The following is a 12,494-nucleotide window of genomic DNA, read 5'->3' as shown; positions in this document are numbered from 1 at the left end:
AGCCGAAAGCCTAAACGGGGGCTGCTATTTCATACCGACAGAGGGCGCGAGTATTGTGCGGATAGGGTGCGACATTTACTGGCGGAACACGGTATTGAGCAGAGCATGAATCGGCCAGGGAAATGCACGGATAATGCAGAAGTCGAGTCGTTCTTTAAATCGCTTAAGGGCGAGTTAATCAAAGATGCACCGATTGCTAACTTAAGGCACTTACGAGAGAAGCTCAGAAAATATATTCAGTACTTTTATAATCGAACACGGTTACACAGTAGCATTGGCTATATGTCGCCGATAGCGTTTGAAAAACAATGTACTTAACGAAAGACGTGTCCGTTAAAGTGGATCAACATCAGGCGGTAGTCATTGAAATTGATGAAAGGGAGATTGCTAAAGCCAAGGAAAACTTGGAGCCTTATTTAGATAAAGTCACCTTTCATAATGCAGCATTCAAAGATGTGGAACTGCCTAGGGGCGTATTTGATGCGTGCTTTAGCTTAGGCTCTACTCATGCTTTTGGCGATGTTGGTGAAGCTTTAGACCATGCATTGTCTGACATGAAGGCTCTCATAGCGTCTAATGGCGTAATTGTACTTGGGGATGCGTATTGGCGAAAAGAACCAGATAAAGAGTACTTACTCGCAACAGGTATTGATCCGCTAGAGTTACGCTCAAACCTTCAAAATATAAAAGCAGGAAATCAACTAGGCCTTAAATGCGCTTATGTCGTCCATTCTTCTTATCAAGATTGGGATACGTTTGAAAGCTCGTTTTGGCTAGCTGCTGAACGCGAGTTGTTGCTAGACCCTGAAAATATCGAGCTATTGGATAAAGTAAAAATGAGACGACATTGGAAAGATGCGTATTTGAGGTGGGGGCGAGAAACAATGGGGTTTGCTCTATACCTATTCATTCACGCTACACCCTAAAGCATCTAAAAAATGAGTCTGAGGCTCTCCCAGTCTGAATAAGGCTATGAGCCTGGCACACTTAGCGCCATGGAGGGCATAACAATATGAGACCGAGCAGATTCAATCTCTCTGCGTTGCTCGTCGGATCGATGGCAACATTTGTGGGAATAGGCGTAGCGCGGTTCGCCTACACACCAATTATTCCTGCACTCGTAGAAGCCAACTGGTTTACGGCCACGGAAGCGGCATACTTGGGGGCCGCGAATCTGCTCGGCTATCTCGGTGGAGCGATTGGCGCGCACACCCTCTCTGAACGATACAAACTCCGTTATGTGCTTGGCGGCGCTTATATCGCAGTCGCGTTGAGCTTCTTTCTTTGTCTGAGCCCGATCGGCTTCGCGTGGTTCTTTATCTGGCGATTTGTGTCTGGTTTTGCCGGCGCAACCTTGATGGTTGTCGGTCCGTCTCTGGCTCTCTCAAGTACGCCAGCGTCACAACGACCAGCTACTGGAGCGATGGTTTTTACCGGTATCGGAATTGGGGCTTTTTTGTCGGCCACCGCGATTCCGTTATTGTTAAATGTGGGGCTTGTTTTAGCCTGGATTGGGCTCGGGGTGCTTGCTGTTGCGGCTGGTCTTGTCGCCGATAGGGCGCTCGCAGGCTTGAAATCATTACCAGCTATTCCCCATGCAGGAAATGGGTCAGAGGGCTTAACCGCTGCACAGAAGTGGAGCATAGGAATAGTCATGGCGGCGTATGCGATGGACGGAGTCGGCTTCGTTCCCCATACGGTTTTCTGGGTAGATTATCTTGCACGTGAAGTCGGTATGGGGCAGACCATCGCGAGTTTCCAATGGGCTATTCTGGGTGTCGGTGCTGTTTTCGGACCTTTCATTGCCGGGAGGGCGGCCAAAAAGTTCGGTTGGCACGGGGCTCTGCTGTCAGGGTTTCTGGCAAAGTCCATCGCGACGGCATTACCGGTTATATCGGTATCGATGGCCAGTATTACCGTTTCATCCTTTGTCGTCGGAGCCATGATCCCCGGCATTGTTGCGCTCACAGCAGGACGACTTTCAGAAATTATGGGGCCTGCTGGTCACAAAAAGATATGGGGTATGGCCACAGCCATGTTCGCTGCATTTCAAGCAGCAGGTGGGTACGCTCTGGCATTTGTCTACGGCTTTCTTGGTACCTATGAAGCTTTATTCAGCATTGGTGCCATTATTCTGGCGAGCGGCGTCCTCTTGCTATCAACCCGATATCTTATCGTTCGAAAAGCTACACAGATGGAGAAAAATTGATATGGAACTGTATCTGAACACGACGTCGCCTTATGCAAGAGTTGTCCGAATTTGCGCGATTGAAAAGCAGTTGGATGATGTGAAGCTCATCTGGATAGATCCTTGGGCGGATGACAATGCGTTGCTCACCGCCAATCCGAATGGGAAAATTCCCGTGCTTGTAACGGATAGGGGAGAGACTTTATCAGAATCCCTTCTCATCGCGTCATACTTGGACGGGCTTTCTTCGACGAACAGCTTGCTTGGTGCACCCAACTACACTGATGTCCTTGCTCTCTCGGGGCTGAGTCAGGGCCTGACCGATGCGGCTTTTATGACGGTTATTAATCGGAAGCACTTTGGGAAAGAGAGCGATAGTACAGTACTCGGAGTTCGTCGACAGAGTGCCATTGTCAGGTGCCTTCAGACGCTGGAGGATAGGGTGAATACTGACGTTATGCAGTCCGACATTAACCTTGGCCAGATTGTTACTGGCGTTGCGCTGAGCTATATCGATTTTCGATTACCGGAGCTGCAATGGGGTGAAAGCCAGCCACTTCTCGCTGACTGGTTAACGAGGTTTTTAGAGCGTGCAAGTGTCAAAGAAACGGCCTTTACCTAGCCCTTAGAAAGAACGTTTTTCGTGAATATCAATAGGGATCTAAGCCGTGAATTTTTAATATAGTAATGAGCGTGACCGCGGATTCACCCGCGAAGTGCAACACTTTCGTCTGCAGCCTGACATAACTTGTTAAAGATTACGCTAGGCTGCCTAAAACCAAGACATTTTCTTGGTCGAGCATTCAAACGGGCCACTGCTTGCATCACCTCTTCTTCAGTGATTTCACGCAGGTCAGTGCCCTTGGGAATATACTGCCTGAGCAGCCCGTTACTGTTTTCGTTTAAACCTCGCTCCCAAGATGAATAAGGGTGAGCAAAGTAAATGTCTGTCTCTAATGCCTCGGCTATTGCCTTGTGTCCGACAAATTCTGAACCATTATCTGCTGTGATTGAGTGCACATGCGCGGCGTACGGTCGAAGTAGCTCAATGGTGGCATCACGGACGACATCAGCGTTTTTGCTGCCCACCTTTTTTGCCAAGTAAAAGCGACTGGTTCGTTCAGCAATAGTGACAAGCGCGCCTGTGCCGTGTTTGCCTAAAACAGTATCGATTTCCCAGTCACCAAAACGCTCACGAGTATCAACAATGGCTGGCCGCTCATCGATAGAGACGGGGTCTGGTATCACACAGCGCTTGCTTGTTTTGCCCTTACGATAGCGTTTGTGCCCTTGGCGCAATGATTTATATAATTTGCCGCCAGCCGCTTTATCCGTTGCCACATATTGATAAATCCATTCATGGCTGACAGGCATGCTCAACCGCGTGCTCACATGGCTAATCTGCTCTGGGCTCCAATCAACGTTCAGGCAGAGTTTAACAAAGTCGATTGTCATCGAAGGGATGCGCCTTTTGGTGGCATGTATACGTCGACTTGTCGCTAGCTGCTGAGCTTGAGCAGGCTCGTAACGGCCGTCTGGTAATCAGTTCCTACTTAGCTCTCTCGATATTGTTGATTTTGACTTACAGAGGGTTTCGGCAATGACTGTTTGTGAACAGCCACGGGCCAAAAGGACAGAAATCTGGTATCGTTGTCCTTCGGTCAACTGCTGGTAACTCATGGTAATCACGTTTTGATTTTGGCGATGAGAAGCGTACCACTATCAGCAGTTGACTTCCTCTCGCCAGTTTAACCATGAGTGTTGCACTTATTATCTGAATTCAGGGGTATCAAAACAGAAGCGTTGTCTCATGAATACTAGCTTCTTGGAGAAGGTCTTAGCCGCAGGCATACCAGCGATGGTTGAAAAATAAACACTCATGCGCTCGCCCTGCGCTAAAAAAGAATGAGTAAATATAGCTACCTCCGGTATTAAAAGTCGCACCTCAGTGTGGAAGATATTCAAGAGGGTAACCCTGTCATTCGTTATACATTTAGATAGAGTAGTGCTAATGAAGTTTAAAATAGCAGATAAAAGAACAAGAAATTTGTATCTAGGGCCGCTTAGTGTTTTTATGTTTTGGCCTTCTTTGATATTTTTTGGTTCATGGTTTATGGGTGATGTAATTAGTCTTGAGTATCTCCTTTATGTTTGCCTTTTTTGCTCTGTTCCTGCGCTATTAAACTATAAAGGAAGATGCGATTTTAAAAACTACGCTGAAAATCATACCATTGAAGTTTCAGACAAGGGATTGATTTCTTATGAGCCTGACACACAAGAAATCATGGAGTGGGAAAGCGTTAAAACGATCAAGGTTAAGCGTTCAAAGGGAAAGGTAAAATCTATAAAAATCTTTGGTAACCATGGGTTAACGGCTGATTTGTCAAGATACGAAGATTTAGATAGGCTCTATGATGAACTGAAAAATGTGATAGAGGCAGGGCGTTGGAGATAGGTGTATAGTGGGTTAATTGGACTCCCGCTCTAAACAAACTACTCTTTAGCTGACTGATTAGTAGCGGGGATAACAAGAGTCGCAATACGATTGTCGGGTTTTATTTAGCTACCGAAACTGCTGATTATTCTTTGGTTTTGATCGTATTATTGCCCGAGGTATTATCTCTACGGCTATTCATTGCTATTCTGAAATTCAGGGTATTGCTCAAGGAACTCAATCATATCGAAAGGCATAACTGTTGATTGTCGGTTGTACCATTTTACAAGCGATTTTACGTTGAGTGCATCAAATTCATGCTTAAAGTCGTCACTGCGATATACATTCGATAGCTCGAGCCACTCGTCTAAGTACTGTGTATCTTTCGATTCAGAAGTATATGCTAACAATGCAGAGTTGTAGGAGGATAGCTCTTTTCCCCAGCAATCAATTTCTGCTAGATGTTTAATATAACCAGTTGCTGCTACTTTTTCGCTTCGACTAAGATTAACAAACCAGCTTTCCTTGATCGGCTCTAATGGTTGACGATTTTTACGGCAATTACTTGCTTTTTCTTCTAGTGCAGAATAAGTGCGATCCATTTCGGACTTTAAAAATTCTTCCCATGTAAGGGCATGGCCTACAATAGGAAGGCTTATCAGTAAAAGTAAGGTGGCTTTTCTACAGAGCATTAGAAACACATCTCCAAAATTCGTAATCTTTTCCTTTTGCATTTAGTGCTGTCATATCAGCGTGATCTTGCAGTCTACGGCGCCGAATAATTCCTACACTTTTAAATGCATCAGCGAAACCTTTCCAGTCATATATACTGATATTAATACCTGTGGATACTACTGATGCTGAACCCTCAATAATAACTGAACCATTCGCACTTCTTGATGCAAATAGTTGAAATAGTGGAACACCAGATAAGACTGCTTCAAGTACATTGGCAGTATCGATTATCCTGTTCATTTCCTTGATGCCATCAAGGGTCTGAGCGCTAGGCTCAAAGCTATCTATATTGCAAAAATCACCTTTAAAGCTTGATACTGGCATACCTGTTCCCTGTGAGTCATTATCTCGGTATTTAAAAGTAAATACTTACAAGAGTCACAGAGAACCTTATGATATTGGAGCGTCATCACGTAAATATCAATTTTTGGGATACACCCATGCACCTGACTTTCCGTCCCATCAATCTTGAAACCGATGTTGCTTATTGCGTAGCTGCACGTCGGGACGCTTTTGTCTGTAGCTTTGGCTCCGATGAGGGGTTTGAAGGTTTTCATTAGTGAAGACCGATTTTTATCAGTGTTGGTTACCAGCGTAGATACTTATTCGCGCCAATATGCGATTATGGCGCGATAGAATGTTTCAGTAGGCGAGTGGTTTATGACTCTGATATGCGAGTCAAAAAGGCTCAATGTGCGACAGTTTACACTCGACGATGCGCCGTTTATTGTTGAGCTGCTTAATGATGCGTCGTTTATACGCTATATCGCGGATAAAAACGTGCGTACTGAACAAGATGCAGTCGAGTATCTCCGTCACGGGCCGCTCGCGAGTTATCAAGCACATGGCTTCGGTTTAAATCTGCTAGAACGGCGGGAAGATGGTGAGCCCATCGGTATGTGCGGTGTGCTTAAGCGCGATGAGTTGGTATATCCAGATTTAGGCTACGCGTTTTTATCGCGTCACACCGGGCAAGGGTACGCCACAGAAGCCGCCGAGGCGGTACTAGAAGCAACCCTGTTAGCAAGCGGGCTGACTATCGTTCAGGCCGTTACCTTACCGGACAATCAACCCTCAAACCGCTTGCTTGAAAAGCTAGGGTTTCGGCTACAAAGCCAAATCATGCTTTATGGGCATCGCAACAATCTGTATCAATATACCCGCGTCTGAGCGCCATGAGTTGTTACTGAGCACTGTCCCCCTGAACGGTGACACGGTGTAATCGTCTGGGGGCGTCACCATAATCGGTTACCGCGTAGTGCTGGGTGGCGCGATTGTCCCAGATAGCCACCGAGTGTTTTTGCCAGCGAAAGCGAACGTGATATTTCGATTGGCGTGCTTGACTAAACAGTGTCGCGAGCCGTTGTTGGCTAGCCGCCTCTGGCCAGTCGGCAATCGCGCGAGTAAATTGCTCGTTAATAAATAGCACGTCTTGGCCGGTTTCAGGGTGGGTTTGCACCATGGCACGGCGAATGGGCGGGTAGTCTTGAGCGCGTTTCGAGACAACACTCTGGCCGTCGGCGTCTTGATGATCGTAACGGCTGCCTTCAAAGGCGTGTAGCGCGTGAATGGTGTTGAGCTGGCGTAGCTCGGCTTTTTCTTCGTCGGTTAGATCGGCCCATACTGCCGCCATATCACACCAAATCGTATCCCCGCCATGTTCTGGTACATATTGCGCGTGTAAAACCGAGCACTTGGGCGGCACTGCTTGCCATGTCATGTCGGTGTGCCAATAGCTTTGGTTGGGTGGATTGCCGCGGCTGGTTTCAATTACGACCACTTGGTCGTTGTCGGACAGATGTGGGAAAAACGGGTGAGGTGGCTCAAGCTCGCCGAAGCGTTTTGCCAGTGCGACATGGTCGTCGGTCGAGAGAGGCTGCTCGCGAAAGAAAAGCACTTTGTAGCGTAAAAATGCTTGATACAGCGCCGCAAACTCGGCCTCGGAAAGCTGGGATAAATCGATATTATCGACTTGCGCCCCTAACGTATCGCCTAACGGGGTTATCTTCATTTGAACCATACCTTACCGCCAATGAATTTATAGGCTGGTGTGCCTCGCACCAGGGTGTCACGCGCAAAGGGCTGTTCGCACTGAGGGCAGTGACACGGCGTGGTGGTGGCATCCTCAACAATCCTTTCTTTAAAGCACTTCACCAATGCACCTTTGCCGCCTTTGCGGTATTTAAACAGCGGCGCATTACAGCGTTTACAGAAAATATCGATGGTTTTGGTGGGGCCTTTTTTATTCGGTTTTGCCATTGTTACTGCTCGAGTGTCACTACATGCCGAAAACTTGATAGTGACGAGTCGGGCGTAGGCTGTCAATCAGCTATCGTTTGGTGACGCTTTACGTTATTAACGCAATGCGTTACTATTGAAAGATGATTCGATCGTTTAAGTGCAAAGATGTCGAAATCGTTGATTATCACTAGGAGGTCGCTCATGCGTACTGTAGAAGCCGTCACACCGGGCGAGTTGCTAAAAGAGGAATTCCTGACTCCCATGGGGATTTCGCAATATCGTTTGGCTAAAGAAATCGGAGTGCCCGCACAGCGTATTGGTCAAATTATTGCTGGTAAACGGGCTATAACAGCTGATACAGACCTGCGTTTATGCCGTTTTTTTGGATTATCGAAGGGCTATTGGCTGCGTGCTCAAGTCGCCTATGATACTGAAATTACTGAACATGAGCTCGAAGATCAGCTGAATAGTATTCGCCCATGGACAGAAGTCTCGACCATAAACAAAAGCCAGCACGTATGATCATGTTGGCTTATCGTTCCCGCCCCATAGCCGATGTAAGTGCAAGGGGGCTTTTTGCTTAGTTCGCGATTTTCACGCGGATTTTGCTTTTCGCAACACTGGTGAGGTTTAAGGCGGCCATCGCGGCTTTGGCTTGTGTCTCGTCAGGCATGGTCACAAAAGCAAAGCCTTTGGATTCGCCGGTCTCTTGATCCAGCACCAGAGTGCATTCGGTGACATCGCCGTGTTCAGAAAACAGCTGACGGAGTTCTTGTTCGGTGGTGGTGCGTGCAAGGTTGCGAGCTAAAAGTTTCATTGTTGTCCGTTAATATCGAGGTAACAACATCGATTGTGTCAGTAAAGAGGGCCACGACCAAGCAATAGTTTGCCTTTGTTGCCGATGCGTATTGCGCAGGTGCCGTTTTCCGGACGGTTATGCGTCACTTTCTCCTAAGTCGTGATTAATCTTATCCAGCAGCGCAATCAGGTGCTGGGCTTGCTCATCATCAATGCTGGGAAACTTGCAGCGGATTTTCTCAGGGATAGCAGCGGCTTGGTGCTGCAGCTCAATGCCTTTGCCCGTGAGGGTGACCCATCGCTTTCGCTTATCGTCTTGGTCTTTCACGATGGTGAGCAAGTCTTTATCGCTCATCTTTTTCAAAATCTGCGTCATCGCGCCACCATCGATCCCCGTCTTCTCGACTAACGTGGCGATCGATAGTTGATTTTCTTCCCACAGCGCCATCATCACCACATATTGCGGATAGGTGAGATCAAGCTCGCTCAACCAGGTTCGGTAGGCGCGCGAAATCCCATTAGAGGCTTTATACAAGCGGTGGCAAATTTGGCTATTGAGCTGTAATTGGGGATAGGTCATGGCTTGTCATTGTCTGTGTGTCTAATGAGTATTTTATTTTGTACGCAAAGTATTTGCAATGCTGGGTCATGCGATCTAGTATTTTGCATGCAAAATAAATAAACCTGATGCAAGCGGCTTCACCGCACCTGCTGGGCGAAGCAGTGAGCCGCAAGCGGACTGGAACACAGGAGAGTGAAATGAAAGAGCTACAAAGTGTTGCCTATACAGCAAAAGCGACCGCTACGGGAGGCCGAGAAGGGTCTGCAAAATCCGATGATGGGCGTTTAGATGTTGCGCTTTCAACCCCCAAAGGGCTTGGCGGGAACGATGGTGAAGGCACCAACCCTGAGCAGCTTTTTGCTGCCGGCTATGCGGCCTGTTTTATTGGCGCGCTTCGTCTAGTGGCGGGTAAAGCAGGCGTCACCTTGCCGGAAGATACGCATATCAACTCAGAAGTGTCGATTGGTCCCATTGATGGCGGTTTTGGTATTGCCGTGAAGTTGGCAGTATCGGTTGGCGATCTGGATAAAGACACCGCGCAGTCATTGGTGGAACAAGCACACCAGGTATGCCCGTATTCCAATGCCACGCGTGGCAATATTAAGGTTGAATTGTCAGTGATTTAACCTAACTGGCACGCTATGATAGGGAGCTGCTGTGTAGCAGGGCTCCCTTTTTTATGCCCGCTTTTTTATGGAAGCAGCACGTTGTTCGGTGCTCCCTAACTTCGAGTGCTCAGCATTGACCGCAAAGGCTATTGACCACGAAGACTATTGACCACGAAGACTAACGCGCAAGCCCTATACCAATAACAAGGATGATGAAAGTTAACATGCCAGACGCCACCACCAGTAAGCTTATCGAGATAAGTGTCGCCCCGCTAACGAATGAAGACACAGAGGGAGTTCGCCAGGTATCGTTACCTGACCAACAAGTAAAGTTTGCAGGGACTGCAGACGAATTTCTTGCCGAGGACAGTGAGACCATTCACCGCCATGTGATCAAGCGAGCGGGCAAGACGGTGGGCTTTTTTAAACTCGATACCGACTATGCGTCTCAGTATGACTTTTGCCCGCCAAAGACGCTGGGTCTGCGCATGTTTGTGGTGGATGCGCGGTATCAAGGGCAGGGATTAGGTACCGGTGCGGTTAAAGCCTTGCTGGCGTATTTACCCGTTGCTTATGGTGATTTCAATTGGGTGTATCTGACCGTTAACTGTCGAAACCCGGCCGCTAAAACCTGTTACCAAAAGGGCGGCTTTACCGATACAGGCGAGCTGTATTGGGGCGGTGCGGCTGGCCCTCAGCATATTATGTCGGCCGCACTGTAATTGCGCGCGGAGGCGAGCGGCGCGCGGTTTAGTGACCAGGGATGACTGACTGAAAAGTAAGTGTGAAGTTCAGTCCACTCTGGGCATTAGGGGCGACGCTTATTTGTCCATTTATATCTCGCACATTGTTGGCGGTAATCGCGAGCCCCAAACCCAGTCCGTCGCCAATTTTTTTAGAGGTGACAAACGGCTCGAACATGGTCTCAAGAACGTCTTTTGAGGCACCGCAGCCATTGTCACTGACCATCAGCTCGACTGTCCTTTCGGCAGGAGTGACCACAAACACCAAGGTCGGTGCCGCGGTATTTGCCATCGCATCGCACGCGTTAGACACCAAGTTCCCCAATATTTGTAATAGTCGTTGTCCTTCACCCTCAATCAGGGGCGTGTCGTGAGGCATCCGCACTCGCACATCAATGTCTGCCAACTGAGCTTGATACACACGCAAGGTCTCATTGAGGGCATCAGCCAGCGACACGGGATGGAGATGCTGTGGTTTGCTGTAGGCAAAGGTTTTTAATTGGCTGGTCATATTGGTCATACGATCAATCAGCTTTTGCACCAGCTGATTGTTGGCTTTAACTTTTTCTGTCTCGCCGCGCTCAGCAAGCAAGGTGTTGGTGGTGAGTAAGGTACGAAGGCCGGTAAGTGGCTGATTAAGCTCATGAGTAATGGCGCTCGACATTCTCCCTAAGGCGGCCATTTTGCTGGTTTCAATCAGTTGCGCTTGTGCTTGTTGCAGCGCTTGGGTGCGCTCTTCTACCCGTTCGGTAAGTGCTTGGTTCATCTGCTGCAGTGACTGTTCGGCTTTTTTACGTTTGCTAATGTCAATCAACGTCGCTAGGTAGTATTGCTCATCATGCCAAGGAAATCGGGTGAGCGAGAAAAGCGCTGGAAAGACGCTCCCGTCGCTGCGACGCGCCATGGTTTCAACCGCATTGAGCTCGGCCAGTTCATTGTGCTTATCGAGGTTTTTGAGCAAGGTGAGGGTGGTGGAATGGGGATTGCCGGTATCAAATAATTCCCAAGCAAAAATGCGGTGATGATTGTTTTCTGGCAAGCCAAATAACCGCTTGGCCATCGGGTTGAGATCAAACAGCGCTCCTTGCTGATCAATTAACAGTAACCCGACTTGTGTTTTATCGATCATTTGTTTAAGCCGGCGCTGCGACTCTTGCAATAAGCTTTGAATACGCTGCTGGTGACGGTGTTTTTGCCGGCGTTGTTGACCGATAATCAACAGCAGAATGACCACGAGCAGTGCGGCGGCCACTCCCCATGCGAACAGGCTTGCCGCGCCTTTGATAGGCTTGTAAGGCGTAAGGTAGCTCACTGACCACTTTAGATCGTCCAGTTTTACCGTGTGGCCGAGAAAGGAGGTGGCATTCAGCCGCCACTGACTGATGGCGGTACTGTCGTAGAGATAACGCGTTTCCCTGTTAACCGTCTGTGTCTTATCGTGTTCTGGTGTTTGTGTTGCGTTCTGTTGAACTGCATTCAGCTGGGCTGCATTCAGCTGGGCTGCATTCAGCCAGTCTGCGTTGTACTCGCTGCTGCTTGAAAGGAAAAAGCGCTGTTGTCGATTTTGCAGCAGAATGATGTCTTGACTGGTAATGGGTTGTTCGGTGAGAAAACTCAGGTCAATCTGCACCACCACGATAGCGGCGATGTTAAGCCCCTCAAAAACCGGGGCGGATAAATAATAGAGTGGGCCATAGCCTTTGGTTTTATTTACCAATGATACGCCTTCACCTTGGTGCAATACTTGCTCGACGATCGCCAACCGATCGGGGCGGCTAAAGCGTTCATCAATCAAACTCGACGCCAGCACATCGCCTGATGTGGAGAGCAGTGTCCAGCCTTCGGTATTGGCCGCTTTGTCGAGCTGTGTGAGTTTTGCTTGGAAGGCGGCGGGGTCATGCTGCTCGCCCTTTACAATCGCCAGTGTGTCAGGATGGTTGGTCAGCAAATAAGGCAGATGATAGAAGCGTCTTAATGCACGGCGGACCTCACCGATGTAGTCCAAAAGCTTGTTCTGCACCTCAGTATGATGTTGTACGCTTAACCACTGATAAGCCGCTTCACGGCTGATGCCATATGAGAAAATCACCAGTATGCCGACGAATACTAATCGAGCCCATGTCGTCTTGATGCTGGTTTCTTGGTGGCTGTGGTGATCCTGATGCATAACACACTCTCATTCTTA

16 protein-coding genes and 1 pseudogene are annotated in these 12,494 nt (G+C 48.3%); 9 read left to right on the top strand and 8 right to left on the bottom strand.

Annotated elements, in window-relative coordinates; all coding sequences use genetic code 11:
• From BZG72_RS05915 to BZG72_RS05900, 4 genes are all read left to right on the top strand, one after another.
• A partial coding sequence (locus tag BZG72_RS05915) for an integrase core domain-containing protein (protein ID WP_158075449.1) occupies nt 1-318 on the top strand: 318 nt, incomplete at its 5' end.
• A gap of 8 nt (nt 319-326) precedes the next feature.
• Nucleotides 327-926, top strand: a complete 600-nt coding sequence (locus tag BZG72_RS05910) for a methyltransferase domain-containing protein (protein ID WP_241832525.1) — start codon at nt 327-329, stop codon at nt 924-926.
• A 131-nt stretch (nt 927-1,057) separates the two neighbouring features.
• A complete protein-coding gene (locus tag BZG72_RS05905) occupies nt 1,058-2,209 on the top strand; it encodes a YbfB/YjiJ family MFS transporter (RefSeq protein WP_198930054.1) in 1,152 nt (383 codons plus the stop codon).
• Between the two features lies 1 nt (nt 2,210).
• Nucleotides 2,211-2,810 (top strand): glutathione S-transferase family protein, encoded by a 600-nt coding sequence (locus BZG72_RS05900; RefSeq protein ID WP_077666346.1) that lies wholly within the window; start codon nt 2,211-2,213, stop codon nt 2,808-2,810.
• Between the two features lie 83 nt (nt 2,811-2,893).
• Here BZG72_RS05900 and BZG72_RS05895 read toward each other — a convergent pair.
• Nucleotides 2,894-3,868 (bottom strand): annotated as a pseudogene (locus tag BZG72_RS05895) (IS30 family transposase).
• A gap of 331 nt (nt 3,869-4,199) precedes the next feature.
• Here BZG72_RS05895 and BZG72_RS05890 point away from each other — a divergent pair.
• Nucleotides 4,200-4,643, top strand: coding sequence for a hypothetical protein (locus BZG72_RS05890; protein ID WP_077600484.1), 444 nt, complete (start codon nt 4,200-4,202; stop codon nt 4,641-4,643).
• A 173-nt stretch (nt 4,644-4,816) separates the two neighbouring features.
• Here the strand turns inward: BZG72_RS05890 and BZG72_RS05885 are convergent, their stop codons facing one another.
• Both BZG72_RS05885 and BZG72_RS05880 read right to left on the bottom strand, forming a co-directional pair.
• A complete protein-coding gene (locus BZG72_RS05885; protein ID WP_131828026.1) occupies nt 4,817-5,356 on the bottom strand; it encodes a hypothetical protein in 540 nt (179 codons plus the stop codon).
• Nucleotides 5,304-5,681 (bottom strand): hypothetical protein, encoded by a 378-nt coding sequence (locus BZG72_RS05880; protein WP_077666345.1) that lies wholly within the window; start codon nt 5,679-5,681, stop codon nt 5,304-5,306. Before BZG72_RS05880 ends, BZG72_RS05885 begins: the two co-directional genes overlap by 53 nt.
• A gap of 336 nt (nt 5,682-6,017) precedes the next feature.
• Between BZG72_RS05880 and BZG72_RS05875 the strand changes: the two genes are divergently transcribed.
• On the top strand, nt 6,018-6,527 hold the full coding sequence (locus tag BZG72_RS05875) for a GNAT family N-acetyltransferase (RefSeq protein WP_077666344.1): 510 nt from the start codon (nt 6,018-6,020) through the stop codon (nt 6,525-6,527).
• Nucleotides 6,528-6,540: 13 nt separating this feature from the next.
• Here BZG72_RS05875 and BZG72_RS05870 read toward each other — a convergent pair whose 3' ends face one another.
• Together BZG72_RS05870 and BZG72_RS05865 are read right to left on the bottom strand one after the other, a co-directional pair.
• Nucleotides 6,541-7,368 carry a TauD/TfdA dioxygenase family protein gene (locus BZG72_RS05870; RefSeq protein ID WP_077666343.1) on the bottom strand — a complete coding sequence of 276 codons (828 nt, stop codon included), beginning with the start codon at nt 7,366-7,368 and terminating at the stop codon, nt 6,541-6,543.
• Entirely contained in the window at nt 7,365-7,616 is a 252-nt protein-coding gene (locus tag BZG72_RS05865; RefSeq protein WP_025739952.1) for a hypothetical protein, read from the bottom strand. The genes BZG72_RS05870 and BZG72_RS05865 overlap by 4 nt, the downstream gene beginning before the upstream one ends.
• Nucleotides 7,617-7,799: 183 nt before the next feature.
• On the opposite strand from BZG72_RS05865, the gene BZG72_RS05860 reads away from it, so the two are divergent.
• Entirely contained in the window at nt 7,800-8,120 is a 321-nt protein-coding gene (locus BZG72_RS05860) for a HigA family addiction module antitoxin (RefSeq protein WP_077577889.1), read from the top strand.
• A 58-nt stretch (nt 8,121-8,178) separates the two neighbouring features.
• Here the strand turns inward: BZG72_RS05860 and BZG72_RS05855 are convergent, their stop codons facing one another.
• Together BZG72_RS05855 and BZG72_RS05850 are read right to left on the bottom strand one after the other, a co-directional pair.
• Nucleotides 8,179-8,415: an RNA recognition motif domain-containing protein gene (locus BZG72_RS05855; protein WP_077666342.1), complete on the bottom strand. Its 237-nt coding sequence runs from the start codon at nt 8,413-8,415 to the stop codon at nt 8,179-8,181.
• Nucleotides 8,416-8,532: 117 nt separating this feature from the next.
• Nucleotides 8,533-8,976 carry a MarR family winged helix-turn-helix transcriptional regulator gene (locus tag BZG72_RS05850; protein ID WP_077666341.1) on the bottom strand — a complete coding sequence of 148 codons (444 nt, stop codon included), beginning with the start codon at nt 8,974-8,976 and terminating at the stop codon, nt 8,533-8,535.
• Nucleotides 8,977-9,155: 179 nt separating this feature from the next.
• On the opposite strand from BZG72_RS05850, the gene BZG72_RS05845 reads away from it, so the two are divergent.
• Nucleotides 9,156-9,584, top strand: coding sequence for an organic hydroperoxide resistance protein (locus BZG72_RS05845; RefSeq protein WP_077486335.1), 429 nt, complete (start codon nt 9,156-9,158; stop codon nt 9,582-9,584).
• Between the two features lie 206 nt (nt 9,585-9,790).
• A complete protein-coding gene (locus BZG72_RS05840; RefSeq protein ID WP_077666350.1) occupies nt 9,791-10,288 on the top strand; it encodes a GNAT family N-acetyltransferase in 498 nt (165 codons plus the stop codon).
• Between the two features lie 28 nt (nt 10,289-10,316).
• Here the strand turns inward: BZG72_RS05840 and BZG72_RS05835 are convergent, their stop codons facing one another.
• Nucleotides 10,317-12,476: a sensor histidine kinase gene (locus BZG72_RS05835; RefSeq protein ID WP_077666340.1), complete on the bottom strand. Its 2,160-nt coding sequence runs from the start codon at nt 12,474-12,476 to the stop codon at nt 10,317-10,319.
• Between the last annotated feature and the right edge of the window lie 18 nt (nt 12,477-12,494).

The sequence above is a fragment of the Salinivibrio sp. PR6 genome, assembly GCF_001995955.1.
Taxonomy (GTDB): Bacteria; Pseudomonadota; Gammaproteobacteria; order Enterobacterales; family Vibrionaceae; genus Salinivibrio; species Salinivibrio siamensis.
The sequence above is the reverse complement of the archived record's forward strand: the minus strand, read 5'-3'. Positions and strand labels throughout refer to the sequence as shown.

Bases quoted from the DNA above. Each gene is read 5' to 3' on its own strand.
- BZG72_RS05880 (WP_077666345.1), bottom strand. From the start codon at position 5,681: ATGCCAGTATCAAGCTTTAAAGGTGATTTTTGCAATATAGATAGCTTT.
- BZG72_RS05885 (WP_131828026.1), bottom strand. From the start codon at position 5,356: ATGCAAAAGGAAAAGATTACGAATTTTGGAGATGTGTTTCTAATGCTC.
- BZG72_RS05890 (WP_077600484.1), top strand. From the start codon at position 4,200: ATGAAGTTTAAAATAGCAGATAAAAGAACAAGAAATTTGTATCTAGGG.
- BZG72_RS05845 (WP_077486335.1), top strand. From the start codon at position 9,156: ATGAAAGAGCTACAAAGTGTTGCCTATACAGCAAAAGCGACCGCTACG.
- BZG72_RS05875 (WP_077666344.1), top strand. From the start codon at position 6,018: ATGACTCTGATATGCGAGTCAAAAAGGCTCAATGTGCGACAGTTTACA.
- BZG72_RS05840 (WP_077666350.1), top strand. From the start codon at position 9,791: ATGCCAGACGCCACCACCAGTAAGCTTATCGAGATAAGTGTCGCCCCG.
- BZG72_RS05905 (WP_198930054.1), top strand. From the start codon at position 1,058: ATGGCAACATTTGTGGGAATAGGCGTAGCGCGGTTCGCCTACACACCA.
- BZG72_RS05865 (WP_025739952.1), bottom strand. From the start codon at position 7,616: ATGGCAAAACCGAATAAAAAAGGCCCCACCAAAACCATCGATATTTTC.
- BZG72_RS05835 (WP_077666340.1), bottom strand. From the start codon at position 12,476: ATGCATCAGGATCACCACAGCCACCAAGAAACCAGCATCAAGACGACA.
- BZG72_RS05860 (WP_077577889.1), top strand. From the start codon at position 7,800: ATGCGTACTGTAGAAGCCGTCACACCGGGCGAGTTGCTAAAAGAGGAA.
- BZG72_RS05850 (WP_077666341.1), bottom strand. From the start codon at position 8,976: ATGACCTATCCCCAATTACAGCTCAATAGCCAAATTTGCCACCGCTTG.
- BZG72_RS05870 (WP_077666343.1), bottom strand. From the start codon at position 7,368: ATGAAGATAACCCCGTTAGGCGATACGTTAGGGGCGCAAGTCGATAAT.
- BZG72_RS05900 (WP_077666346.1), top strand. From the start codon at position 2,211: ATGGAACTGTATCTGAACACGACGTCGCCTTATGCAAGAGTTGTCCGA.
- BZG72_RS05855 (WP_077666342.1), bottom strand. From the start codon at position 8,415: ATGAAACTTTTAGCTCGCAACCTTGCACGCACCACCACCGAACAAGAA.